Origin of the sequence: Halopiger aswanensis (assembly GCF_003610195.1) — an archaeon.
In the GTDB taxonomy this organism is placed as follows: Archaea; Halobacteriota; Halobacteria; order Halobacteriales; family Natrialbaceae; genus Halopiger; species Halopiger aswanensis.
The window spans coordinates 641,356-664,351 of record NZ_RAPO01000002.1 but is presented as its reverse complement, the minus strand read 5'-3'; the positions used below and the strand labels follow the sequence as shown (position 1 = coordinate 664,351).

Sequence of the window (22,996 nt, the reverse complement as noted above, 5' to 3'; positions counted from 1 at the left end):
GGCGGCACGCGTGCAATCGGGTGCTGCGACGGTTCGGCAGGCTTATGATTTCGTTCTATCACGTCGGTAGTATGCCCTCCGCCACGAGTCCGAGCGATTCGGCTTCCGTCGATTCGATCGTCCGGCGATACGAACGGACCCAGCGGATACTGAAGGTGAGCGTCGCCGCCGTCTCGGTCGTCGCCGTTCTGGCCGCGTTCGCCGCGCTCCCGTACCTCGTCGCCCTGGGCCTCTCGCTCGGCGCACTCGTCGCTCTCCTCCTGCCGCTTTCGACCACCTCCGGGACGCTTCACCTGCAAACGGACGCCGATCTCGAGACGGTTCGACGCGATTTCGAGGGGGAGACGCCGCCGATCCTTCCCTTTCAGTGGGGACTCGCCGACACCGTTCGCTCGACCGATGACGGCACCGACTACGAAATATCGTATCTGTTCGGCCTCCGATCCGTTACGATGACGGTCGAAACCCGAACCGTTTCGGACGATCCGGACGTCGATCTCGAGATCGAAGTTGCGGAAGCCGGCCGACCGTGGGGGACGTATTCGGTCGCGCTCGAGGAACGGGACGGCGCGACGCACGTGACGGTCTCGGTCGAGTCGAATCGTCGGTTCCCGCTCAATCGGCTACCCCAGACGATCGCTGCCGTTCGCTACCAGCAGGCGGCGTACGAAGCGCAGGGGTACGCCGTCCTCGAGTACGATCGCTCGATCGGGCCCTTCTCGTAGCGATCGGACGGCGATCCCAAAACCGGTCCGCGTACTCAACGGCTCACACCCGAAGCTGCACGTCGGACTCGAGCGCGTCGATCACGCGGCAGGCGTTCTTCGAGAAAACGCGCCGCAGCATGTCCTCTGAAACGTCCAGCGTCAGAATTTCCATGACGGCCACGTTCGGGTGGCAAGCCGGCGCGCCGCTGCCGAAGAAGACGCGGTCCGGATGCTCGAGGACCGCCCGCTCGAGCAGGTCGCGGTAGCGGACGAAACTCGTCTCGAGGTAGCAGTCGTCGTACTCGTCGAGCAGGTCGATCATCTCGTGCATCAGCGACCGGTCGAGCGGGTGGCCGCCGAAGTGGGCGACGACGACCGGGAACGACCGCCCGAGCAGCATCTCGGCGAGTTCCGCGGGCGGGGCGTCGACGCCGGCTCGGACCAAAAGCGGCAGCCCGACGTCCTCGAGAACGTCGAGCACGTCCTCGTCCGGGTAGTCGTCGACCGTCGGATCGAAGACGAAGCCGTGGAACCGGTCGTCGTAGGCGTACTTCTCGACGTCGCCGGGCGACGTGTGGTACTCCTTCCGCCGGCTGACCGCGTTCCGGAGGCGACCGGTCGGGCTCCCCTCCGGTCGTCGCGTCCCGTTGATTCGGGCGAAGGCGACGAACGGCCGGTCGACGCTGCGGCGCGCGACGCCGTTGTTCGACGCGAGGTAGCTCGTCTCCGCCGACGCGGGCGGAAAGACGATCGATCTGGTGATTCCCGCCTGGTGCATCTCCCGTTCGAGTCGATCGGGCGTGATCGTGTAGCCGCGCGGGGCCCCATCCCCGTCCCCGTCGTCCGGCTCGAGCCGGGCGTAGACGTCGACGACCCGAAACCCGTGTTCCAACTCCAGCATTCCCACTCCACGCTTCGGACGCGACCCATATTTTGCTACCGGCTTCGCCGCCGTGCAGTGGTGTGGCGACGGTTCACACCGCAATCGCCAGACGGAGCGGTGGCGCTAGGGAAACGTTTATATAGAAGTGCTGGTGACATAGGTAGTGAGGATTCAACTATGGCACAACAGCGACGCATGGGCGGACAGCCTATGTTTATCATGAGCGAGGACAGCCAGCGAACGCAGGGCCGCGACGCCCAGTCGTCCAACATCATGGCCGGCAAGGCGGTCGCCGAGTCGGTCCGGACGACCCTCGGCCCCCGCGGGATGGACAAGATGCTCGTCGACTCCGGCGGGGACGTCGTCATCACCAACGACGGCGCGACCATCCTCGAGGAGATGGACATCGAGCACCCCGCGGCCCAGATGATCGTCGAAGTCGCCGAATCCCAGGAAGAGGAAGTCGGCGACGGCACGACGACCGCGGCCGTGATCGCTGGCAACCTGCTCGGCGAAGCCGAGGACCTAATCGAGCAGGACGTCCATGCGACCACCATCGTCGAGGGCTACCACGAGGCCGCCGAGATCGCCCTCGAGGCCATCGACGAGCAGGTACAGGAGGCCGAGGTCGACGACGAGATCCTTACGCAGGTCGCCGAATCCAGCATGACCGGCAAGGGGACCGGCGGCCTGACCGCCCGCTCGCTGGCCGAGACGGTCGTCGAGGCCGTCCGCCACGTCGACACCGACGCGGGCGTCCAGCGCGATAACATCAACGTCCACACCCAGCTCGGCGCGTCCTCGAACGCGACCGAACTGGTCCCCGGCATCGTCGTCGACGAGGAGCCCGCCCACGACGCCATGCCGACCGAAGTCGAGGACGCCTCGATCGCCGTCCTCGACGTCGAACTCGACGTCCGCACCGGCGAGGTCGACGCCGAGTACGCCATCGACTCGATCGACCAGCTCAACGCCGCCATCGACGCCGAGGAGAGCGAACTCCAGGGCTACGCCGAGACCATCGTCGACAGCGGCGCCGACGTCGTCTTCACGACCGACGACGTCGCCGACCGCGTGGCCAACGCGCTCGCCAAGGAGGGCGTCCTCGTCTTCGACGACCTCGGCGACAGCGACGCCAAGCAGATCGTCTCCGCGACCGGCGCCACCCGCGTCGGCGCCCTCGAGGACCTCGAGGAAGCCGACTTCGGCGAGGCCGAGCGCATCCGCACCGACTCCTTCGGCGACGACGAACTCGCGTTCGTCGAGGGCGGCGCGGCCGCCGAGTCCGTCACGGTCTTCGTCCGCGGCGGCACCGAGCACGTCGTCGACGAACTCGAGCGCGCGATCGGTGACGCGCTCGACGTCGTCGCGACCGCGCTCGACTCCGGCGAGGTCGTCCCCGGCGCCGGCGCGACCGAGATCGCCATCGCGGACAAGATCCGCGAGGAGGCCGCCGGCATCGAGGGTCGCAAGCAGCTGGCCGTCAACGCCTTCGCCGACGCGCTCGACGTCATCCCGCGCACGCTGGCCGCCAACACCGGCCAGGACCCGATCGACGCGCTCGTGGACCTCCGTGCCGCCCACGAGTCCGAGGGTCGCGCCGGCCTGATCACCAGCGGCGAGGACGTCACGATCGACGATCCGTTCGAACACGGCGTCGTCGACCCCGCCGACGTCAAGCGCGAGGCCGTCGAGAGCGCCACCGAGGCCGCGACGATGATCGCTCGTATCGACGACGTCATCGCCGCCGAGTAACGTCGCTGTTACCCGTTTTCGTTCGTTTTCTTTGCCGTACGTCGCCCGTCGGCAGTGCCGAATCTATCACAATGGCCATCAGTGTTAAGTGCTAACATCCGATAGCTTCGACTATGTCCGGGACTACTCCGCCGGATCGACCGACGCCGGTCGGCGATACCACCGAACGGACGGTCTACTACGACCCCGACCGCGGGACGTACCATACACGGTGCGATGCGGACGCCTACGAACCGGTGAGTACGGCGCTGTTGCTGACGGTGTCGTCGGTACTCGGCGTCGAACCGGACGACCTCGAGCCCCTCTCGGAGTGCGTCGATCCCGATGCGCTGAACTCGCTGTTCGCTAACTGGCGCGCGGATGAACCGCGAGTCGGGAACGGCACGGTGTCGTTTACCTTCTCACAGTGTGGCGTGACGATCCACGGCGACGGCGAGATCGTGATCGACCCGGACCCCAGCGCCGCGTCGGAACCCGCATCCGATCGCGAGTCCGATCCTCGGCGGTTCAGCTAACCAGCTATCGCCGTCAGGCTGCGTCTATAGGGCTCGCGGCCCCCGATCACTCGAACCCCTCGAGGACGACCCGATCGCCGGGTTCGATTCCGAACGCGTCGTCGCCCCGTCCCTGATTGACGTCGAGTTCGACGTAGCCGTGGCTGCCGACGGTCGCAAGCTGCTCCCCTTCGGGGACCGCGGCGAACGTCTCGCCGACGGGGACCGACTCATCGTTCGCGCCGATCCGATCGCGGCCCTCGAGGAACCGGCCGGGGACGTTCGTGATGACGTTCCCGAAGCCGTCGACGACGAGCACTTCGCCCTCGGCGCGGTCGTCGGAGATGGTTGGGACGGGCAACTCGAGGTCGACGAGATTCTCGGCTGGAGCCTTCGAGAGATAGTCGAGCGCCTCGAGAGTTTCGCGGCCAGTATCGTGGACGTCAGCCGCAGCGGGGGCGAACACGTCCCGCCCGTGGAAGGTGTTGCTCGCGGGTCCCTCGCCGTCGCCGTCCCCGTCGCCCTCACCCGAACCGCTCCCGATCGCCGACGGCGCTGACGGTGCCGACGCCCCGGTCGTCGGCTCGATCGGTCCGATTTCGGCGTCATCGATGACGTACGCCTCGAACGGCCCGTCGGCTGCGAGTTCCCGCGCAACTGGGCGGAGGACGCCGTTGTCGGGGCCGACGAGCGCGTGGTCGCCGGCGCGGAGGACGACGGCATCACGATCGGTGCCGACGCCGGGGTCGACGACGACGAGGTGCGTCGCCGGCGGGTAGTACGGGAGTACTTCGCGGAGCCAGAAGGCGGCGGCTCGGACGTCCTGTCGGGGGAAGTCGTGGGCGATATCGACCAGCCGGGTGTCGGTTCGCTGGAGGATTACGCCCTTCATCGCCGCCGGGTACGGGGTCCCGAAGTCCGACGCGATCGTAATCATGGGCGGCTGTACGGCGTCAGGATTGAAAGTCGGCGCGTTTGCGCTCGAGACGACGGTCGGAGAAACGGCCGGGCGAACCGGGCGTCAGTCGCCGTTCGAATCCGTCTTGCTGACCATCTGAATCCGCTCGATGCCGCCGATCTCGTCGATAACGCCGGCGACGGCCTCGGGGACGAGCGACTCCCAGTCGTCGCCGTCGATCATCCGCTGGCGGACCTCGCTACCCTCGAGGACCTCGCGGTTGAACATCGGCGACTGGCGGATCTCGATGCCGGCCTCCCGGAACAGTTGGATGACGAGCGGGTTGTTCGAGTAGGCGACGTCGAAGTCGGGACTCATGCTCTGGACGTGGCTCACCCACACCGAGTTGCGGTCGAGGTCCTCGATCGGGACGGCGTAGGTCACGAGGTCGAAATCGACGAGCGACTTCGTGATCATCATGATCCGCTCGCCGGCGGTGAACGGATTCCGGACGGAGTGGGAGTCGTCGGCGCTTCCGATGCCGAGGACGAGTTCGTCCACCTCGTCGGCGATCTGTTCGACCATGCTCAGGTGGCCGTTGTGAAACGGCTGGAAGCGTCCGATGTAGAACCCGCGGGTCATTGCCGAGAACTGCTTTGCCCCGGCGCTTAAGCGTGGCGAGTCGCGGACGAGAGTGATTCTCGTACGACTGGCAATTGACACTTAGTGTCGCGCCCTAATCGTATAAAGTTCGTCGAGAAATCGGGTCCGGAAAACCTGCTCGTAGGCGGCTGTACTGGCCGGTTTCCACCACTGTCACCATCCTCCGCATGGAGAAAGTATATCAGTCGCAATCCCTTCGAAACAGGTACCGAACAGAGTTCTATGAGTAACGATACGAACGTTGACGACCCTCCCGAAGACGCTCCATCCGCTCCCGAGGAGACTGACGAGGAGCAGACCCAGGAGCAGGCACGCGACCCGGAGCGTCAGGGAGCCCGATCGTCGCTCGAGGAGGACGGTCGGCGTGGTGACGTCGACGACACCGAGACCGCCGACGACCCGGTCGACGGGGTGAGCCCGGCGACGGAGGTCGACGAACCCGCATCCGAGACGGACGACGGCGTCGAGACCGTCAACGACCTCGGCAGCGAGGTCGACGTCGACCCCGGCGTCGAGATCGACGAGGAGAACGCCGAGGACGATCTGCTCGGCGGCCTCCAGATCGACTCGACGGACGACATCGAAGTGCCGGACCGACTCGTCGATCAGGTCATCGGCCAGGACGAGGCACGAGATATTATCATTAAGGCGGCCAAGCAGCGCCGTCACGTCATGATGATCGGCTCCCCGGGGACGGGGAAGTCGATGCTGGCGAAGGCAATGAGCCAGCTGTTGCCCCAGGAAGACCTGCAGGACGTGCTGGTCTACCACAACCCCGACGACGGGAACGAGCCGAAGGTTCGGACCGTTCCCGCGGGGAAGGGCGAACAGATCATCGACGCCCACAAGGAAGAGGCCCGGAAGCGCAACCAGATGCGGTCGATCCTGATGTGGATCATCATCGCGATCGTCATCGGGTACGCGATCCTCGCCGCCAACATCCTGCTGGGCATCCTCGCGGCGGGTATCATCTGGCTTATCTTCCGGTACACCTCCCGCGGCACGGACGCGATGGTGCCGAACATGATCGTCGACAACGGCGATCAGCGCACCGCGCCCTTCGAGGACGCGACCGGCGCCCACGCCGGCGCGCTGCTGGGCGACGTCCGTCACGACCCCTTCCAGTCCGGCGGCATGGAGACCCCGAGCCACGACCGCGTGGAACCGGGCTCCATCCACAAGGCCAACAAGGGCGTGCTGTTCGTCGACGAGATCAACACGCTCGACGTCCGCACGCAGCAGAAGCTGATGACCGCGATCCAGGAAGGCGAGTTCTCGATCACGGGCCAGTCCGAGCGCTCCTCGGGCGCGATGGTCCAGACCGAGCCCGTCCCCTGTGACTTCGTCATGATCGCGGCCGGCAACCTCGACGCCATGGAGAACATGCACCCCGCACTCCGCAACCGGATCAAGGGGTACGGGTACGAGGTCTACATGGACGACACCATCGAGGACACCCCCGAGATGCGGCGCAAGTACGCCCGCTTCGTCGCTCAGGAAGTCGAGCGCGACGGGCGCCTCCCGCACTTCACCGACGACGCCGTCGAGGAGGTCATCCTCGAGGCCAAACGCCGCTCGGGCCGCAAGAACCACCTCACGCTGCACTTCCGCAGCCTCGGTGGCCTGGTCCGCGTCGCCGGCGACATCGCCCGCGCCGAGGACCGCGAGTACACCACCCGCGACGACGTGCTGCAGGCCAAGGACCGCTCGCGCTCGATCGAGCAACAGCTCGCCGACGACTACATCGAGCGCCGCAAGGACTACGAGCTGCAGGTCAACGAAGGCGGCGTCGAGGGCCGCGTCAACGGCCTCGCCGTCATGGGCGAAGACTCCGGCATCATGCTCCCCGTGATGGCCGAGATCGCCCCCGCACAGGGCGGCGGGCAGGTGATCGCCACCGGCAAACTGCAGGAGATGGCCGAGGAATCGGTTCAGAACGTCTCGGCGATCATCAAGAAGTTCTCCGACGTCGACCTCTCGGAGAAGGACATCCACATCCAGTTCGTCCAGGCCGGCCAACAGGGCGTCGACGGCGACTCCGCCTCCATCACGGTGGCGACGGCCGTCATCTCCGCCTTGGAGGACATTCCGGTCGACCAGTCGGTCGCGATGACCGGCTCGCTGTCGGTCCGGGGCGACGTGCTCCCGGTCGGCGGCGTGACCCACAAGATCGAGGCGGCCGCGAAGGCCGGCTGCGACAAGGTCATCATCCCGAAGGCCAACGAGCAGGACGTGATGATCGAGGACGAGTACGAGGAGATGATCGAGATCATCCCCTGTGCGAACATCAGCGAAGTGCTAGACGTCGCGCTGATGGGCGAACCGAAGAAGGACTCGCTGGTCGATCGCCTCAAGTCGATCACCAGCAACGCGTTCGAACAGAACCAGGGCGTCGGCTCCGCGAGCGGGTCGAACCCGAGTCCGCAGTAACCCGACGCCATAACGATAGCAATGGCTGACTGGGCGGCGTTCACCGGTATCACGGGCGTCGTCCTCGTCTTGCTGCTCGTTTTATCCCACCTGACGCAGTCGACGTTTGCCGACGTCGATTCCCAAACCGATTCCGGTAGCGATAGTGACGGTGCCGAGGGTATCGATGCCGACGCGACCGGCTCCGGGCTCGACGCGACGACCGACGCTGACGAGCCTGATCCCGATCTCTTGCCCGACGCCGACGCGTTCGAAAACAGTGCTGGTGCCGATACCAACGTGGGGTCTCGAGCCGACGATCGCTCGAGGCGAACCGACGAACGCCCGAACGGCGGCCAACGAGTGGGACTCGAGAACGGCTCGGCGTACAGCGGGAGACACAGCCGCGGTCCCGGCGACGACGCGATCGATCCGGGCGACCTCTCGACGGGGATGCTGCTCGCGAACGTCGCGCTGTCCCAGGGGCTGTTCGCGCTCGTCTTGCTCGGCGCGGTAATCTACACGGGCGTCCCGGCCGACGCGCTGGGGATCGAATTCTCCGTCCCGTACCTCCGTCAGGGCCTGGTGCTCGGGACGGGCGCAGGTCTCGTCCTCTACGTCGCGAACGAACTCGGCGCGGCGGCCGCGACGCGACTCGGCTTCGACCACGACGAAGAACTGCGAGAGTTGCTGGCGCCCGATTCGCTCGCCAGCTGGCTGGTCCTCCTGCTCGGCGTCCTGCCGATCATCGCGGGCTTCGAAGAACTGCTCTTTCGGGCGGCGATCATCGGCGCCGTCTCGACCGGCTTCGGCGTCTCGCCGTGGGCGCTCGCGGTCGTCTCGTCGCTCGCGTTCGCGGTCGGCCACGGCATGCAGGGCTCGGTCGGCGTCGTCGTCACCGGGCTGCTCGGGTTCGTCCTCGCGGCGATCTTCGTCGTCTCCGGCAGCTTTCTGGTGGTCGTCGTCGCCCACTACCTCATCAACGCCCTCGAGTTCGCCGTTCACGAGGGGCTCGACCTCGAGTGGGCGAACGGACTCGAGCGGTGAGCGAACGTCAAGGGCTAAGGGGGTCGGGGCCGACGCTTTCGAGCAGGAATGGACGGAACCGATCTCAGCGACGGTTCGGCGACGATCAGTCGCGCGGTCTTTCTGGCGGTTGCACTCTACTTCGCGCTGCTGGTCTACGGGACGATCGCGAGCGAACCGCTCGCAACGTACGCCGCGGAGTTCGTCTTCGGCGCGATCGCCGTCGGCCTCGGAACGGTCCTCTACCGCCGATGGGGACGACGATCGTCGACGGTGCTCGGCGCTGCGGTCTGTCTCGTCGCCGGTGGCGTACTCCAGTTCGCCTACCTGTTTTCGCGGTCGGCGGCGCTCGATAACCTCTCGTCGCTGGTCGTGTTCGCCGGCGTCGGGCTGTATATTTACGCTGCGTGGACGGTCGAATAGCCGCCGTTGCAGTTGCAATTACAGGTGTAGTCACGACTCGAGCGTAGTTCAGACGCGGAGAAAGGGGAAGAACGGTCCGTCGAGCTACGACGACTCGTGCTCGCGCCGATCGTACACCCGGACAGCCCGATCGTGTCGAACCGAGACGCCGTTCGGATTCCGCCGCGTCGACCGGTCGGTGTACCGGGCGCGAACGCCATCCCGGAGCCCGCCGCCGACGTTCGTGACCACGTCGATCCCGTTCGAGAGCCAGCCCGTCGGCGTCGCGTCGCCCGAGAGGATGCCTCGAACGCTCGCGACGCCGTCCCGGAGCGCACTGCCGAGCGTGCGTGCGAGCACCGTCGGCCGCAGCCCGTAGTTCTTCGCGAGCCGGTAGGCCAGCGACCGGTAGGCCGCTCCCCAGTCGCGTTCCGCGGTCCCCCCGTCGGTGCCGACGTCCCGACGGACGGCCATCTCCATCGCCCAGTCGACCTCGAATCCCAGCGCCGCGACGCGGTGGGCACAGTCCCACGCGCCGCCGGTCTCCAAGTACTCGTCGAACCCGTCTAACGCCTCGAGGACGGTGCGGTCGAAGGCGACGTTGTCCCCGTCGAAGAGGGTCACGTCGCGGCCGGCGACCGTTCGCGAGTCTCGCGGATCGTCGACGTCGTCGAACCGCTCTTCGCCGGTGACGGGTCCCGTGACGACGTCGGCGCTAGTATTCTCGTCGCCGTCGGCGTCCCCGAGGTGCCGTTCGATGGCGCCGTGCCACCCCTGTTCGATCGTGTACTCGCCGTCGAGAAACGCGACGGCGTCGCCGGTCGCGGCCTCGAGGCCCGCGTTCCGGGAGACGTTCTGGTTCCGTTCGGAGATTTCGACGAGGACGTCGATGTCCGAGCGCTCGCGGACGACGCCGGTGGTGCCGTCCGAAGAGGGGCCGTTGACGACGATCACCTCCGTCGCAGGCGGCGTTCGCTCGCGGAGCGCGTCGAGACACGAGAGTAACTGCTCTCGGTCGTTCAGCGTCGAGACGACTACCGAGAGCTGCATATATCACAGTAGAACCGCTCGAGCGTAAAAATAGGATGGGTTCGACGGTGACCCCGACACGGCGTCTCATCACCGCCGCCGTCGCGCCGACAAACGGCGGTCTCAGAGCGTTCGTCCCGTGAGGCGTAACGCGGACCGACGCGAGGAACCGTCGCTTCGAGGGTCGGAGCGCGAATGCGACGACCCGATCGCCCAGATCTCAGCGAAGTTCCGTATTCCAGTACGAGACCGACGCGAAGTGATCCGTCACCGGGTGGCCGCCGACCGCCTTGTCGATCGCTCGGATCGGCGACGCGAGCGCGTTCGGAATCGACCGGTAGAGCCCGTAGGGAGCGAGAAAGTCGTCTTCGACGTCGACCAGCGTTAGGTTCGTCTTCGCGAGCAACTCGCTGACCTCGCTCTTCGAGTAGAGGCGCGACCCCATCGGCAGCGCCCAGTTGTAGACGCTGCGCGCGCTAAATCGGTTGAACGTGTCGAAGACGATCTGCTCGCGCGAGACGCGTCGCATCTCCCGGAGGAACGCCTCGGGGTCGTCCGCGAGGTGGAAAAACCGCATCGCGATGACCGTATCGAAGTGATCGTCGGGGAACGGCAGCCGTCCGGCGTCACCGCGCAGGAACTCGAGGGTTCCCGCCGGGTCCGCGTTCTGGGCCTTCGTCCGCCCCTGCTGTAACATCGCCGCTGAAATGTCGAGTCCGACGACGTCGGCGCCCTGCTCGGCCAGCATCACCGTGAATCGCCCGGTACCACAGGCGATTTCGAGGATCGATCGATCCTCGACGGGCATGATCGCCTCGAGGACCGCCTGCTTCTCCCGGCGGTCGATCAGCTGTCCGCCCTTGGAGAAGCGCTTATCGTCGTACTCCTCGGCGACGTCGTCGGCCTGGTACCACTCCTGTCCTTTCACACTGGGCGCAACTACAGTAGCCGGAGGATAAAACGATACTGGACTTTATCGAGACAGGTCCTGCATCTGATCCGTCGATCGGAACCTCGGTAGCACGACACAATCGCAATACGTGCGGGCCGATGATAATGCCCATTGACCACATTAATATCCCTTATACAAACTACAGTATTCGTATCCACATATAGGGAAGCTTTACCACCTATCGGGCCGCCGAGTGTGGTATGAGCATGAGTACCGCAGAGGACCGCGACGTCGCTGCCGAGGAGACGCTGTCGGAGGAGGAATACCGCGACCGCCTTCGCGATCTGCCACCGAGCGCGAAGTTGGTCGCGAAGGTGCTGGAGACCGATTCACCGCTCTCACAGGGGCAACTCGCCGAAGAATCGCTACTTCCCGACCGTACCGTCCGCTACGCGCTGAATCGACTCGAGGACGTCGACCTCGTCGGGTCTCGCTACAGTTTCCGCGACGCCCGCAAGCAAGTGTACTACCTGAAACACTAACGCCGGGTTGCTCGCGCCCAAGAACGCGAGCGCGACTGCTCGTGTCTCGAGGGGTGACACGGGGGTCGGGGCCGGGGTCAATTTCGATCTCGAGACGGGGTTTCATTTTCTGCCCGCCGTAACTGCGACGCATGGAGATCCGTCGCTGTTCCGTCTCGCCGCCGTCCGGAACGAGCGCGCCGGGGGGCGAGACGAATGCGTACGTCCTCGGTCGCGATCCGGCGGTGCTCGTCGACCCCGCCGGCCGATCGGCCGCGCTCGACCGACTGGTCGCCGACGCGAAGATCGAGCACATCGTCGTCACACATCCGCATCCGGATCACGTCGGGGCCCTCGCGGCGTACGCCGCTGAGACGGACGCGACCGTCTGGGCCAGGACGGGCCGCGCGGCCGGCTTCCGAGCGGCGACCGGCGTCGACCCCGATCGAGAGTTGCGGCCAGGGACGATCATCGAACTCGAGGGTACCGGAACCAAGGGAACGGGAAGCCTCGACGAGCGTATTCGCATCCTCGACGCGCCCGGGCACACGTCCGATCACATCGCCTTCGAGGCCGGGCGCAATGGACCGATCTGTTGTGGCGACTGCGCCGTCCGCGACGGCAGCGTGGCTGTGACCGCGCCGGAGGGCGACATGCGCGCGTATCTGACGACCCTTCGTCGACTGCGCGCGATCGATCCACCCCGACTGTATCCGGGCCACGGGCCGCCGATCGACGCGCCGCGGGACGCGTGCGAGCGGCTGCTCGCCCACCGGCGCAGGCGAGAGCGGCGGATCCTCGAGGCGATCGCGGGCGGTGCGACGACGCTCGAGGCGATCCTCGATGAGGCCTACGACAAGAATCTGACCGGTGTTCGCGACCTCGCGAAGGCAACGGTCGTCGCGCACCTCGAGAAACTCGACGTCGAAGACCGCCTCGAGTGGGACGGTGAGCGTGCTCGTCTGACCCCGGACGCGGTGCTGGATCGGAACCGAGCGGACAGCGACTGACTTTTCTTCCGGCGGGACCTCGATCGACCCGTGCAATCGCTCGAGGCCGAACTCGACGGGGCGCGGGAGCTGTCGGTCGACGACCTCGCGGACGCGATCGAGTCGATCGGCTTCGAGTGTACCCGCTGTGGCGCCTGCTGTACGGGCCACGGCGACGAGGACCACACGGCGACGGTCTTCCCGGACGAAGCGCGACGGCTCGAGGACGCAGCCGTCGACACCGACGTGACTGACGGCGCGGTGACGCTCGGCAAAACCGATCTGGTCCCGCCGGCGGCGGAACGAGAGTGGCGCGACGTTGCGCGGCCGATGCCGTACGGACTCGCAGACGGTGACGACGGCCTCGAGGGCGAGACCTTCGAGTGGGCGCTGCAGACCGACGGCTGCGGGGACTGCGTCTTCTACGCCGAGGACGACGACGGCACGGGTGCCTGCGTCGCTCACGAGGATCGGCCGTTGATCTGTCGCACCTACCCCTTTAGCGTCGGGTTCGCCGGGACGAGCCAGCCGATGGGCGAGACCGTCGACAGCGTCGCGTTGGGGGCACAAGGGAGCGCCGGTAGCGTCGGCGGCGCCGACGACACCGGCGATGAGGGGGCCGGCGAGGCGGGCGTCGTCCACGCCCACGAGTGTGAGGGCCTCGGCCGCGACATCGCCCGCGAGGATGCCGAGGACCTCGCTCGCGCGCTAAAGGAGCGGGCCGTCCGAGAACTCGAGGAGGCGATCGCCGTTCGGGACAATTACGCGCCCGCGAACCCGGATGCGGGCGAGGTCGTCGTCCACGACTCGGAGGGTGCGAAACGGATCGACGGCACACCGCTGGAGGCCGACACGGAGACGGGTTCGGAGGGGGACCGTCGCTAACGCGTTCCGTCTCGCTCGCGCTCGGCGGCCGAACTCGAGTTCGACGGCTATCGGAACGGGGTCGTCACGGCGGAAAAACGGACAGTCGACGGGAATCAGTTATGCGCCCGCTGACGTCGTCGTCCGTCCGGCACGCGACGTCTGCAAGATCCCGTACGCGCTGACGAGAGACAGGATCGCGATGAGGACGCCGGTCACGCCGTTTACCTGCAACACGAGTGGGCGGCTGACGCCGAGGACGAACGGCGCTGCGGCGGTCCAGATGCCGAGCAACGCCAACAGACCGGCGAGGACGATGATCGGTTTGTCCTCGCTAATTCGAAGCGCGTGGATCGACGCGAGCGCGCTCATCGTCGCCCCGATCAGGAAGTTGTGGATCCCAATCCAGCCGGTGATGGTAAACACGGCCACCGAGATCATGACAAAGGCACTGATTCCCGCTGTGAGTCCCGCCGTTCGTTCTGCCAGTACTAGCGTGCCGTCGCGGTCGGTCTCGCTCATAACACCTTCAACGTAGGGCGTGCATCCGCTTCTGCTTGTCGTTCGATTGACCCGTTTTCGGGGAGTCTCGAGGAGGTGGCCTGAGACCAGCGTGGACATGATCGGCAATGCCTGCGTCGACGGCGAACCGGAGACGAGTTCCGGATCGGTGGCATCGTCCGAACGACGGACGGAAAGAGAGCAAGCGAGCAAACGGCACGCTGCAGGCGCGCTCGATCTTTTTCATCAAAGTCCGCGAGAACGCCGGTCTCGCGGGCCCATCAGAAATCTTCGATTCTGAGGGCGTTTTTGCTCGGGTTCGAGCGCGCTCGCAGACCGCTCGCGGACCCGAGTAAAAAGGTCGGCTCTAGAAGGTCTCCTCGATGATCTCGCCGACGGCGAAGTTCGATTTGACCTCGGTGACTTCGATCTTGACGCGCTCGCCGACATCGGCGCCCGGGACGATGATGACGTAGCCGCGCTCGACGCGGGCGATCCCGTCGCCCTGTTTGCCGATGTCTTCGATCTCGACGTAGCGCGTTTCGCCGACGTCGACTGGCGGTTGCGGTTCCGACGGCGCACTCTGTGGCTGGGCCGACGCCTCGGTGTCGGCCCCGCCCGCCTCATCGCGCGAGATGAGTGCGACGCGGTAGACCTCGCCCGGATCGATGTCGCCGGTTTCAACTTCCTGACGCGGTACCTCGATGACGTACCGATCCTCCTCTGCTGACACGTCCGTACTGAACAGACACAGGAGTTTTTCAGATATTTCCACAGGTAGACCCTCACTTCGGTCTCTGCGTCCCCTCCGTAATAGAACTACCGACCTATGGTCATGATCGCCGACGAAATGCGCCAGTTCTCGCCCGAACGAACGATTCCAACGGGTCAAATCGGGGGACGGGTTCGGGATCGTTCAATTCGCGCGCTCCTGCCCCTGCCCGCGGACCGTCGTCGCGAACCGCGAGAGATCGAGGTCGGTCCCCACGTCCGCGTCCGCGACGGACTCGTAGGGCCGGTTAATAACGAGGTCGCCCGCGGTCCGGTCGCCGATGCCCGGGATCGCGGTGAGTTCGTCCATCGACGCATCGTTGAGGTCGAGCGGGTAGGGGACGCCGGTCACCGAGCGATAGCCGTGGTCGACGACGGCTACGTCGATCGTCCGCCCGAGCTCGCGCTCGCCCGGAATCCCGACCAACAGCGGATACGTCCCCAGCTGGCGGCCGAAGGTCCGGCCGTCCTCGTGGTACTCGAGGTGGACGTTCGGCAACACGGTGCCGGGCGGCGCGACGCGCCGGAGCATCGGGTTGTCGATCTCCTCGCGGACCTCCCGCTTGTACTGCTTGAACAGCTTCTTGTGTTCCTTGGCGATCTCGGCGCCGGTATCGCTCATGTCGGTACCGGCGAAGGCCATCACCTGCCGGATGTTGACCCGGCGGAGCATGTAGCCCTCGTCGTAGACCCGCTGCAGGAACTCCATGTTGTGCTCGTAGGTTGCCTCCCGCTCGCCCTTGAGGCCGTGCAGGAGGTTGATGCCGGGCAACAGTTTAGGGAGTCGACGCGGCGCGTCGTCGCCGAAGGTGGGCGCGTCTGCGGGCTCTTCGCCCGGACGCCAGCCGGCTTCCTCGTTGACGATCTTGACCGCCTGGAAACACTCCTCGGCGCTGACGTTCAAGTTGTTCTCCTCCTGGACCACCGGGTCCGCGGACTCGAGGCCGAACGCGGCCGTGTCGCCGGGCGTGTTGTGCTCGGCGATGATCCGGATCCCCTCCCGAGACTTCTCGGGCCACTCGACGATGGTGATGGGGTTCATATTGTCGAGGTGGAGCGTCTCGAGGTCGGGCGCGACTTCGCGGATGCCGCTGTAGAGTTGTCGGAGGGCGTCCGGATTGGGCGCTTCGCCGTCGCCGCCGTACGCGAGGATGTCGGCCTGCCGGCCGAGCCGGAAGTGCTGAACGCCGTAATCGGAGAGCGCGTCGACTTCGCCGACGACCGTCGGCGGCGGCCGGAACGAGGGGTTGCCGTACAGCGGTTCCGTACAGAACGAACACCGGTACGCGCACCCGCGGGAGGTCTCGAGTTCGGCGATGAGATACTCGGGATGGTTCGGGTGCTGTTCGACGATGAAGGCGCCCTCCTGGGCCCACCGCGAAACTTCGTCGACGTCGCGCATCCGGTTGTTAAAGCCCTCGAGGCCGTTTTCGACGAGGTCGTGGACGGCGGCCTCGACGTCGCCCTTGGCGACGAAATCGAAGTCCAAGTCCTGCCGTTCGGTTTCGGTGGCGCCGGCGTTCTCGTCGCCGACGCCGAACTTGACGGGGCCGCCCATCAGGCTCGTGCCGCTTGCCGTCCAGGCGAGCTTGCGCACCTCGTCGGGTTCGGCAGGCGTGCCGCCGACGTACTTCCCGGGGACGGTCATCCCGCCCAGGTAGATCATGAGATCGGCCTCGTCGACGTCGCGCCAGCGGTTCGGTTCGTCGCGCAGCCCGTCGATCGTGTGGTACGTAATCTGCTCGCGGGGGACGCCCGCGTCGACGAGCGCCCCGGCCGCGTAGCGCGGGTACGTCGAGATGTACGGCGGCACCCCGAAGTGCGCGGGTTCGTCGACGTAGCCGTCGACGATCGTTACCGACAGCGTCTCGGGGTCAGTCATAGGCAGCGTTAGCCCCTCGAGTAGTAAAACGGTGACTACACGGGCGCGGGGCGAGGGTGCGGCCGCTGGCCGCTCGACCGTTCGGCCCACGCCACCTGCTGCGAGGAGCCACACGGCTTCGCCTCGAGCCGAATGTTGATTAGTTCGGCACGCGGAGTATCGAACATGCCACCGACGGAAGAGATCGTATGCACCGACGACGATTGCTTTCTCGACCTGTTCGAGAATCACTACACGTACGACGTGCCGGACGATTTCGACGTGTCGGAGCTTTCCTGTCCCGTCTGCGGGGGCACGGACTGTCTAGAGGTCGTCGAACTCTGAAAAGAAAACGCGATCGCGTCAGCCGTTCGTCAGACGTTTATTTTTTGGCATCACAACCAATAAGAACGTGGCTCACATACCGTGATATCCGGACATGCCTATCGCGTACTGCCACGTTTTCCGCCGCGTTCCCGCTTCGATGCCGGCGCGCAGCCCACGCGCCGGGGGTGAGGGGAAGTGACCCTCAAAGACCTCGGTCGATCGGTCGGTAACGCGCTCTATCGGCAGGTCGGGCGCGCCAACGGACAGGTCCAGCGCCACCGCTCGCTGCCGGTCGACGTCCTCGAGAACGAGACCGCCTACCTCGTCGTCTTCGACGCACCCGGGGCCGAACCTGACGACGTCCAGGTCCGGTACCTGAGTGGCAGCGTCAGAATCCACATCGAACGGTTCCGCGAGTTCCGCGAGGGGTACGAGATGCGGTTCCCCGGCCGCGGGATGGAACTCGAGGGCGAGGCCGAGTTACCCTCTGACGCGCTCGTCAACCCCGATGCGGGGACGGCGACGCTGACCGAGAGCGGGACCGTTCGGATCGAGATTCCGAAAGCAGACTCGGCAACCGATACAACTGCTGAGGCCGACGAAGACATCGTCAGCGCCGACCGCACCGACAGCGGGTCCGAGGCGGGACGGCCCGAACCCGGCGCCGAAACCGAAGGGGTCACCGTCGACGACTGACCGGCGAACTACGGCTCGTCCTCCCAGTCGATCGTCATCCCCTCGTTGATTCCGAATTCTTCGTCGCCGTCGAACCGCGTCGGATCGAAGGCGTCGATCCCGTCACCGCCGAGTATTTCCCCAGCGACGCGTGCGCCGATCGCCGGCGCCCGCATGAAGCCGTGTCCCTGGAACCCCGTCGCGACGTAGAGGCCGTCCTCGAGTCGACCCACGAGCGGATCGCGATCGGGCGTCGCCGTACAGAGTCCGGCCCACGACCGATCGACCTCGAACTCGTGGTCGGGGAACCGGTGACGGACGCGCTCGAGCAGATCGGCGGGGAAGTCGGGATCGGCGTCGCGCTCGTAGTCGTCCGGATCGGCTTCGACCTCCTCGGTGCCGTCGCCGGCGAGGACGCCGTCGGGGTGAGGGCGGACGTAGAAGCCGCCGGTGGCGTCGTAGCAGGTGGGTTCCTCGAGGGGGCCAGCCGCGCCGGTTTCGTTACCGCCGTCGACGCTCGCAACCAGCGCCTGCACCCGATACGGTTTCATCGCGATCGGCACGCCGGCGTCCGCGAGCACCCGCTTCGTGTGCGCGCCGGCCGCCACGAGCACGGCGTCGACCTCGCGCTCCGTCCCGTCCTCGAGCACGACCCGCGAGGGATCGGTCCGCACCTCGACCGGCGTGTCGGGCGCGAGCGTCGCGCCGGCGCCGTCGGCCGCGGCGGCGAGACAGGCCGTGTACTTCGCCGGATCGGTGTAGCCCGCCGCGCCCGCGATTGCGGCAACTTCGACGTCGTCCGCGCGAAGCGTCGGGAACCGGTCCGCCAGCGCATCGGCGTCCATCTCGAGGGCGACGACGCCGTTGTCCTGCATCCGCTCGACCTGTTCGCGGACGGCACTCGCGCGCTCGTCGTCACCCTCGCGGGCGAGCCAGACGTAGGGGCACTCGACGAACGGGAAGGTGTCGTCGCCCGACAGCGCCCGGAAGCGCTCAATCGCGTCGCCCGCGATCTCGGCGTCGAGCGGGTCCGCGAAGGCGTCGTAGCAGATCCCCGCGGCGCGGCCGCTCGAGCCGCTGGCGACCGACCCGCGGTCGTACAGCGTCACGTCCGCGCCCTCGCGGGCGAGGTCGTAGGCCGCCGTCGCACCCACGGCGCCGGCCCCGACGACGGCGATCTCGAGCCCCGCACCCTGCTGGGTGAACGCGTCGGCACCGACGGCGAGTTCGGATTCCGGCGCCGATGGCGTCCCGTCGCCGCTCATCGCACATCACCCGGCCGCCGCGGGTCGCCCGCAGCGTCGGCCGCCGTCGCGTCCGCGTCGACTCCAGTCATAGCTATAGCTACCCCTGTCGGTCGAAGCGACTTATACTCTCTGACGGGATCGGTTGAAGCAAACCGCGGGCGAACTGAAGCGTTACTCCGCGAACGCCTCGAGTCCCCGCGCCGGGTAGCCGACGACCGTCGTCGCGCCGGCCTCGCGCAGCGCGTCGGTCTGCTCGCGGACCTCGGCTTCGGCGCCGACCAGCGCGTAGTCCGTCGCCGCCTCGAGCAGCACCTCGCGGGCGCGGCCGGTCGCGCTCGCGTCGGTCGGCGCGTCGTCGGGCAGCGTCTCGGCCACGGGCCGGCGGCGTGCGACGTACGCGCCGACGGCGTCGAGGATCGCGTCCTCGTCGTCGGTGAGGACGGTCGGCGCGTAGATCGCGACGTCGCCCGCGAAGCCGGCCGCCCGCAGCGCCCGGAGTTCGCGCTCGGTCGTCCGCGTGAGCAGATCGTACTGGGTCGCGCCGGTCGCCATCGCGATCCGCTCGACGTTCTCGGTGCCGACCCAGGCGTCTGGTTCGTCCTCGAGGGCGGCGCCGAGGCGAGGCGCGACGGCCCGGTGGCACTCGTCGTCGGTGAGGTAGGCGGGGTGGCCCGCGACCAGCACGCGACCGACCGCGTCGGGCAACGCCCGCGCCAGCGAGTCGTCGCCCAGCGGGTCGAAGCCGTCGGCGCGGACCGGCGTGGTCACCAGTACCTCGGCGTCGCCGTCGCTCGCGAGGGTAGCGAGCGTCTCCGGGTCCGGAAGGTGCTCGCGGCCCTCGTAGTCGATCGCGACGGTCTCGGCGGGAATCGACGCGGCGGCGGCGACGTCGCACTCGGCCGGTTTGAGCGCGACCGCGTCCAGTCCGGCGCGGGCGACGGTACTCTCGCTCTCGTCGGCGCTGGTACTCGGGCTTAGCATTGAGACTCACCTCGCACGACGACGCAACTGGTGTGGTTATCGGCGGTGCGGAACTCGATCCATCGTCTGTGCGACCATGGACGTGTGCTGCGCGCGGCGCGCGCAAAAGCTTGACGTTCCGTTCAGACGCTGCCTCGACTCGGCGTTGTGCCACACCGCGAACGCCGGGCGTTCGGCGGCCGTCACTGCGACCGATCGATCCGCTCGGGCGCCTCGAAGTCGGTGGCCAACTCGAGCAGTTGCACCAGAATCCGGCCCGTCGCGCCCCAGACGGTGTAGCCGTCGACGTGGAAGTAGTGGATGACGATGTCGCCGTAGTAGGGGTGCTCGCGCCGTTCGTACTCGTAGTTTTCGGGGTCGAGCAGCCCCGACAGCGGCAGGAGGACGATTTCGGCGACCTCGCGGCCGTCGCGCTCGTACTCCCGGTCCGGCACGCGGGCGACGAACGGCGTGACGGCGTACTCCGTGACCGTCCGGATGTCGTCGAGTTGGCCGACCACGTCGGCCTCCGCGGGTGCGAGGCCGATCTCCTCGTCGGCCTCCCGGAGCGCGGTCTCGAGGATCGAGTCGTCGATCGGCTCGGCGCCGCCGCCGGGGAAACTCATCTGGCCCGGATGCTCGCCGAGGTCGTCGGCGCGTCTGGTAAACAGCAGGTAGTCCTCCTCGCCGCGGTCGACGATCGGCGCGAGGACGGCCGCGTCGTAGGGCTGGTCGTCGATCTCCCGGGGTTCGTGGCCCGCGACCGGCTCGAGGTCGAGTCGCCGTTGCATGCGCGTCACTCGAGCGCGTCCTCCAGTCGCCGGCGTTCTTCGTCGAGTTCGACCGGCGCCCACGCCTCGAGGTCGTAGCTGACGTCGAGCAGTCGGTGCAGGCGCTCTTCGCTCACATCGCCGCTCGAGTCGTCCGGTAACGCCTCCTCGAGGGACTCGCGGAACTGTTCACGAGCCGTCTCGCCGAGCGCCGCTCGATCGAGTCGCCGCCGCTCGACGCCGAGAATGTGCGGGACGTCCTCGGCGTGCTCGGGTACGGTCGGGAAGGCGGTCGGGCCAGCGACGAGCAGCGGTTCGTCGCCGGCGTCTTCGACGCCGTGACCCGCGTACCGAACGAGCGCGAACGACGCCAGCGCGTCGTCGATCGCCGCCTCGAGGGCGTCCTCGTCGACGGATTGCCCGTCCGCTCGGTAGGCGGCCTCCGAGAGCGCGCGCTCGAGTTCCGCTCGGGTCAACCCGCCGAAGAGGTCGACCACGCCAGCCAGTTCGTCGGCCGTCGCGTCCATACGCGGCTACACGGGCGAGTCCCGGATTAGTCTTGTGCGCGAGAGTCGAGTCGCCGCCCGCTCCGGGATTCGCCGTCGGTCTCGGTGTCGGCCCACGGCCGAGCAGCGTCGACGACCGCAGCCGGTTCGAACGGCGCTTCCGTCCAGCGGGGGAGCCGGCGGTCCGGCCCCGGCGGCGCGATCGACTCGGCGTAGCGGGCGATCTGCTCGCGTTCGCCGGCCGGATCGTACTCGAGGGCGTTGAATTCGGCGTCGACGCGGTACTGCTCGATCAGTTCCTCGCCGGCGGTGCGGTATCGCTCTCGCAGCGTCCCGTATTCGGGCTCGACGCCGCCCTCCTCGAGAACGCGCAGCAACTCCGCGGCGACTTCGCGGCTCATCCCCTCGAGGCCGGCGTCGCCGGCGACCGCGCGGTGGTCGTGGACGTGCCGGCCCAGGTCGACCTGCGCAGTCCCCTCGAAGCCGGCGTAGGCGAACGCGTCCCCGAGCGTGCCGACCTCGAGGCCCCAGGCGCGGGGCGCGCGGAGCCGCCGGGCGAGCGCGGCGGTCATGGCGAACTCGCCGGCCAGCGCGTACCGGAACGACCGCAGGTACTCGAGGATCGGCGCGTGGCTGTCGGTCGCGAGCGCGCGTAGCAGGGGTTCGTAGAACAGGCGAAAGAGCCGGCCGTAGAGGCGATTGTCTTCGATGCGGGCGTAGTAGCCCTTCGAGAACTCGAAGCCCGAATCGGAGCCGGAACCGGAGGCGCTCGCGCTCGAGTCCATCGTCAGCGGCGCGAGCAGCCGCCGGACGTGGTCGCCCTCGTAACTGCGCGCGTCGGCGTCGTGGACGACGACGTACTCGCCCGCCGCTGCGGCCGCGCCTAAGGCGAGCCAGACGTCCCGGCCCTTGCCGAACTCGCCGCCGAGACCGGCGTCGTCGAGTAGCTCGTCGACCGCGGGCGCGTTGCACCACAGGACGCGGATCGGCAGCGAAAACGACTCGAGCCACTCGCGGAACGGCTCGATCCGGTCGGCGTCGGCCCGAACGGGGACGAAGACGGCGGCGGGAGCGGGCTCGAGCGTCTCGAGTTCCGAGAGCACGCGCTCGGCGGCGGGGTTCTCGTGCTCGCGGTCGGTCATCGGGACGACGACGGCCGTCTCGCGCAGGCCCGCCTCGAGGGCGTCGCCAAAGGCACAGCGTGCGGTACCCCCACTGGCCGTCGACGCCTCGGCCCCGGTTTCGGCTTCCGACCCCGGCGCCCCCGCGTCGCCGAACTCGTGGAGCGTCGCGATCCGCTCCTGTACGTACTCCATTAGTCGTGTGTTCGCCCGAACCGGTAAAACGGCCACGACTCCGGCGAAGCCGACCCGGTAGTCAGCGCCAGCCAAAGTCAGCGACAGCCGACAAGAAAAGGCGCGCGAGCATTCGAGTAGCCGACTCGAGGCGGCTTCGAGGGCAGTAGTATAATAACCTGCTTGATAATACAGCGTTCGATAAAGCCCCGGTCTTTTTCTCCCCTACCTTCCTACAGACGGAACATGAAATCTGTCCGGAAGGCACTCCGCGATGGCGAACTCGACAAGGACACCTACGATCGGCTCGTCTGCGGCGAGTGCGAGAAGCCGCTGAAGACTGAGAACGATCCGGATTCCATCAAGACGGTCCGGATCTGTCCGGACTGCGATTCGGAGTGGAAGGAGATTCGCTAGAGGAAATCGATCGGCGCGACGACGTGTGCGACCCCCGCTGGCCGGGACCGCTCGGCGGCGCGCTCGCGACGAACGCGATCGGTAGTAGCAGTCAGCGGAGACATCCGGTCGTTGCACCGGATAGCGATCCGAAA

At 67.1% G+C, this 22,996-nt stretch carries 25 protein-coding genes; 12 read left to right on the top strand and 13 right to left on the bottom strand.

The genetic code is table 11. From position 1 onward, the window contains the following. Nucleotides 1-71: 71 nt before the first annotated feature. Entirely contained in the window at nt 72-725 is a 654-nt protein-coding gene (locus tag ATJ93_RS10380) for a hypothetical protein (RefSeq protein ID WP_120245246.1), read from the top strand. A 43-nt stretch (nt 726-768) separates the two neighbouring features. Here the strand turns inward: ATJ93_RS10380 and ATJ93_RS10375 are convergent, their stop codons facing one another. After that, nucleotides 769-1,608, bottom strand: coding sequence for an amidohydrolase family protein (locus tag ATJ93_RS10375; RefSeq protein WP_120244573.1), 840 nt, complete (start codon nt 1,606-1,608; stop codon nt 769-771). Between the two features lie 192 nt (nt 1,609-1,800). On the opposite strand from ATJ93_RS10375, the gene thsA reads away from it, so the two are divergent. Together thsA and ATJ93_RS10365 are read left to right on the top strand one after the other, a co-directional pair. Further along, nucleotides 1,801-3,345, top strand: a complete 1,545-nt coding sequence (gene thsA, locus ATJ93_RS10370; protein ID WP_120244572.1) for a thermosome subunit alpha — start codon at nt 1,801-1,803, stop codon at nt 3,343-3,345. A gap of 113 nt (nt 3,346-3,458) precedes the next feature. Further along, nucleotides 3,459-3,860 (top strand): HalOD1 output domain-containing protein, encoded by a 402-nt coding sequence (locus ATJ93_RS10365; RefSeq protein ID WP_120244571.1) that lies wholly within the window; start codon nt 3,459-3,461, stop codon nt 3,858-3,860. A 46-nt stretch (nt 3,861-3,906) separates the two neighbouring features. On the opposite strand, the gene ATJ93_RS10360 is transcribed toward ATJ93_RS10365, so the two are convergent. Then, nucleotides 3,907-4,776: an SAM hydrolase/SAM-dependent halogenase family protein gene (locus ATJ93_RS10360; RefSeq protein WP_120244570.1), complete on the bottom strand. Its 870-nt coding sequence runs from the start codon at nt 4,774-4,776 to the stop codon at nt 3,907-3,909. A gap of 84 nt (nt 4,777-4,860) precedes the next feature. Beyond that, nucleotides 4,861-5,379 carry a nicotinamide-nucleotide adenylyltransferase gene (locus ATJ93_RS10355; protein WP_120244569.1) on the bottom strand — a complete coding sequence of 173 codons (519 nt, stop codon included), beginning with the start codon at nt 5,377-5,379 and terminating at the stop codon, nt 4,861-4,863. Nucleotides 5,380-5,622: 243 nt separating this feature from the next. Here ATJ93_RS10355 and lonB point away from each other — a divergent pair, with 243 nt between their 5' ends. From lonB to ATJ93_RS10340, 3 genes are read left to right on the top strand one after another with little or no spacing between them, the layout of a single operon-like run. Beyond that, entirely contained in the window at nt 5,623-7,830 is a 2,208-nt protein-coding gene (lonB, locus tag ATJ93_RS10350) for an ATP-dependent protease LonB (RefSeq protein ID WP_120244568.1), read from the top strand. Between the two features lie 21 nt (nt 7,831-7,851). Continuing rightward, entirely contained in the window at nt 7,852-8,856 is a 1,005-nt protein-coding gene (locus ATJ93_RS10345) for a CPBP family intramembrane glutamic endopeptidase (protein ID WP_120244567.1), read from the top strand. A 48-nt stretch (nt 8,857-8,904) separates the two neighbouring features. Beyond that, nucleotides 8,905-9,258, top strand: coding sequence for a hypothetical protein (locus tag ATJ93_RS10340; protein ID WP_120244566.1), 354 nt, complete (start codon nt 8,905-8,907; stop codon nt 9,256-9,258). A gap of 84 nt (nt 9,259-9,342) precedes the next feature. Here the strand turns inward: ATJ93_RS10340 and ATJ93_RS10335 are convergent, their stop codons facing one another. Then, a complete protein-coding gene (locus ATJ93_RS10335) occupies nt 9,343-10,287 on the bottom strand; it encodes a glycosyltransferase family 2 protein (RefSeq protein ID WP_120244565.1) in 945 nt (314 codons plus the stop codon). Nucleotides 10,288-10,486: 199 nt separating this feature from the next. Continuing rightward, complete coding sequence (locus tag ATJ93_RS10330; protein ID WP_120244564.1) at nt 10,487-11,194, bottom strand: class I SAM-dependent methyltransferase; 708 nt, start codon at nt 11,192-11,194, stop codon at nt 10,487-10,489. Between the two features lie 224 nt (nt 11,195-11,418). On the opposite strand from ATJ93_RS10330, the gene ATJ93_RS10325 reads away from it, so the two are divergent. From ATJ93_RS10325 to ATJ93_RS10315, 3 genes are all read left to right on the top strand, one after another. Next, a complete protein-coding gene (locus ATJ93_RS10325) occupies nt 11,419-11,700 on the top strand; it encodes a MarR family transcriptional regulator (protein WP_013881521.1) in 282 nt (93 codons plus the stop codon). A 131-nt stretch (nt 11,701-11,831) separates the two neighbouring features. Then, on the top strand, nt 11,832-12,689 hold the full coding sequence (locus tag ATJ93_RS10320) for an MBL fold metallo-hydrolase (protein WP_120244563.1): 858 nt from the start codon (nt 11,832-11,834) through the stop codon (nt 12,687-12,689). Nucleotides 12,690-12,719: 30 nt separating this feature from the next. Beyond that, nucleotides 12,720-13,553 (top strand): YkgJ family cysteine cluster protein, encoded by an 834-nt coding sequence (locus ATJ93_RS10315; RefSeq protein ID WP_120244562.1) that lies wholly within the window; start codon nt 12,720-12,722, stop codon nt 13,551-13,553. Nucleotides 13,554-13,652: 99 nt separating this feature from the next. Here the strand turns inward: ATJ93_RS10315 and ATJ93_RS10310 are convergent, their stop codons facing one another. From ATJ93_RS10310 to ATJ93_RS10300, 3 genes are all read right to left on the bottom strand, one after another. After that, nucleotides 13,653-14,054: an SPW repeat protein gene (locus tag ATJ93_RS10310; protein ID WP_120244561.1), complete on the bottom strand. Its 402-nt coding sequence runs from the start codon at nt 14,052-14,054 to the stop codon at nt 13,653-13,655. Between the two features lie 346 nt (nt 14,055-14,400). After that, nucleotides 14,401-14,808, bottom strand: a complete 408-nt coding sequence (locus ATJ93_RS10305) for a TRAM domain-containing protein (protein WP_120244560.1) — start codon at nt 14,806-14,808, stop codon at nt 14,401-14,403. 141 nt (nt 14,809-14,949) lie between these two features. Beyond that, on the bottom strand, nt 14,950-16,686 hold the full coding sequence (locus tag ATJ93_RS10300; RefSeq protein ID WP_120244559.1) for a radical SAM protein: 1,737 nt from the start codon (nt 16,684-16,686) through the stop codon (nt 14,950-14,952). A gap of 165 nt (nt 16,687-16,851) precedes the next feature. On the opposite strand from ATJ93_RS10300, the gene ATJ93_RS23645 reads away from it, so the two are divergent. Then, complete coding sequence (locus tag ATJ93_RS23645; RefSeq protein WP_013881528.1) at nt 16,852-17,010, top strand: DUF7559 family protein; 159 nt, start codon at nt 16,852-16,854, stop codon at nt 17,008-17,010. 177 nt (nt 17,011-17,187) lie between these two features. After that, entirely contained in the window at nt 17,188-17,688 is a 501-nt protein-coding gene (locus tag ATJ93_RS10295; protein WP_120244558.1) for an Hsp20/alpha crystallin family protein, read from the top strand. A gap of 8 nt (nt 17,689-17,696) precedes the next feature. On the opposite strand, the gene ATJ93_RS10290 is transcribed toward ATJ93_RS10295, so the two are convergent. The 5 genes from ATJ93_RS10290 to ATJ93_RS10270 form a co-directional block, all read right to left on the bottom strand. Then, nucleotides 17,697-18,932, bottom strand: coding sequence for an NAD(P)/FAD-dependent oxidoreductase (locus tag ATJ93_RS10290; protein ID WP_120244557.1), 1,236 nt, complete (start codon nt 18,930-18,932; stop codon nt 17,697-17,699). 153 nt (nt 18,933-19,085) lie between these two features. Next, on the bottom strand, nt 19,086-19,895 hold the full coding sequence (locus ATJ93_RS10285; protein WP_120244556.1) for a DUF7388 family protein: 810 nt from the start codon (nt 19,893-19,895) through the stop codon (nt 19,086-19,088). A gap of 182 nt (nt 19,896-20,077) precedes the next feature. Continuing rightward, a complete protein-coding gene (locus tag ATJ93_RS10280; RefSeq protein ID WP_120245245.1) occupies nt 20,078-20,665 on the bottom strand; it encodes an NUDIX hydrolase in 588 nt (195 codons plus the stop codon). Nucleotides 20,666-20,670: 5 nt separating this feature from the next. Continuing rightward, nucleotides 20,671-21,171: a DUF7109 family protein gene (locus ATJ93_RS10275; RefSeq protein WP_120244555.1), complete on the bottom strand. Its 501-nt coding sequence runs from the start codon at nt 21,169-21,171 to the stop codon at nt 20,671-20,673. 26 nt (nt 21,172-21,197) lie between these two features. Further along, nucleotides 21,198-22,466, bottom strand: a complete 1,269-nt coding sequence (locus ATJ93_RS10270; RefSeq protein ID WP_120244554.1) for a glycosyltransferase family protein — start codon at nt 22,464-22,466, stop codon at nt 21,198-21,200. A gap of 225 nt (nt 22,467-22,691) precedes the next feature. On the opposite strand from ATJ93_RS10270, the gene ATJ93_RS23640 reads away from it, so the two are divergent. Further along, nucleotides 22,692-22,862 carry an HVO_0758 family zinc finger protein gene (locus ATJ93_RS23640; RefSeq protein WP_013881535.1) on the top strand — a complete coding sequence of 57 codons (171 nt, stop codon included), beginning with the start codon at nt 22,692-22,694 and terminating at the stop codon, nt 22,860-22,862. Nucleotides 22,863-22,996 lie beyond the last annotated feature (134 nt).

Excerpts from the sequence above, each read along its gene's own strand:
- ATJ93_RS10380 (WP_120245246.1), top strand. The coding sequence starts at position 72 with ATGCCCTCCGCCACGAGTCCGAGCGATTCGGCTTCCGTCGATTCGATC.
- ATJ93_RS10375 (WP_120244573.1), bottom strand. The coding sequence starts at position 1,608 with ATGCTGGAGTTGGAACACGGGTTTCGGGTCGTCGACGTCTACGCCCGG.
- thsA (WP_120244572.1), top strand. The coding sequence starts at position 1,801 with ATGTTTATCATGAGCGAGGACAGCCAGCGAACGCAGGGCCGCGACGCC.
- ATJ93_RS10365 (WP_120244571.1), top strand. The coding sequence starts at position 3,459 with ATGTCCGGGACTACTCCGCCGGATCGACCGACGCCGGTCGGCGATACC.
- ATJ93_RS10360 (WP_120244570.1), bottom strand. The coding sequence starts at position 4,776 with ATGATTACGATCGCGTCGGACTTCGGGACCCCGTACCCGGCGGCGATG.
- ATJ93_RS10355 (WP_120244569.1), bottom strand. The coding sequence starts at position 5,379 with ATGACCCGCGGGTTCTACATCGGACGCTTCCAGCCGTTTCACAACGGC.
- lonB (WP_120244568.1), top strand. The coding sequence starts at position 5,623 with ATGAGTAACGATACGAACGTTGACGACCCTCCCGAAGACGCTCCATCC.
- ATJ93_RS10345 (WP_120244567.1), top strand. The coding sequence starts at position 7,852 with ATGGCTGACTGGGCGGCGTTCACCGGTATCACGGGCGTCGTCCTCGTC.
- ATJ93_RS10340 (WP_120244566.1), top strand. The coding sequence starts at position 8,905 with ATGGACGGAACCGATCTCAGCGACGGTTCGGCGACGATCAGTCGCGCG.
- ATJ93_RS10335 (WP_120244565.1), bottom strand. The coding sequence starts at position 10,287 with ATGCAGCTCTCGGTAGTCGTCTCGACGCTGAACGACCGAGAGCAGTTA.
- ATJ93_RS10325 (WP_013881521.1), top strand. The coding sequence starts at position 11,419 with ATGAGCATGAGTACCGCAGAGGACCGCGACGTCGCTGCCGAGGAGACG.
- ATJ93_RS10320 (WP_120244563.1), top strand. The coding sequence starts at position 11,832 with ATGGAGATCCGTCGCTGTTCCGTCTCGCCGCCGTCCGGAACGAGCGCG.
- ATJ93_RS10310 (WP_120244561.1), bottom strand. The coding sequence starts at position 14,054 with ATGAGCGAGACCGACCGCGACGGCACGCTAGTACTGGCAGAACGAACG.
- ATJ93_RS10300 (WP_120244559.1), bottom strand. The coding sequence starts at position 16,686 with ATGACTGACCCCGAGACGCTGTCGGTAACGATCGTCGACGGCTACGTC.
- ATJ93_RS23645 (WP_013881528.1), top strand. The coding sequence starts at position 16,852 with ATGCCACCGACGGAAGAGATCGTATGCACCGACGACGATTGCTTTCTC.
- ATJ93_RS10290 (WP_120244557.1), bottom strand. The coding sequence starts at position 18,932 with ATGAGCGGCGACGGGACGCCATCGGCGCCGGAATCCGAACTCGCCGTC.
- ATJ93_RS10285 (WP_120244556.1), bottom strand. The coding sequence starts at position 19,895 with ATGCTAAGCCCGAGTACCAGCGCCGACGAGAGCGAGAGTACCGTCGCC.
- ATJ93_RS10280 (WP_120245245.1), bottom strand. The coding sequence starts at position 20,665 with ATGCAACGGCGACTCGACCTCGAGCCGGTCGCGGGCCACGAACCCCGG.
- ATJ93_RS10275 (WP_120244555.1), bottom strand. The coding sequence starts at position 21,171 with ATGGACGCGACGGCCGACGAACTGGCTGGCGTGGTCGACCTCTTCGGC.
- ATJ93_RS10270 (WP_120244554.1), bottom strand. The coding sequence starts at position 22,466 with ATGGAGTACGTACAGGAGCGGATCGCGACGCTCCACGAGTTCGGCGAC.
- ATJ93_RS23640 (WP_013881535.1), top strand. The coding sequence starts at position 22,692 with ATGAAATCTGTCCGGAAGGCACTCCGCGATGGCGAACTCGACAAGGAC.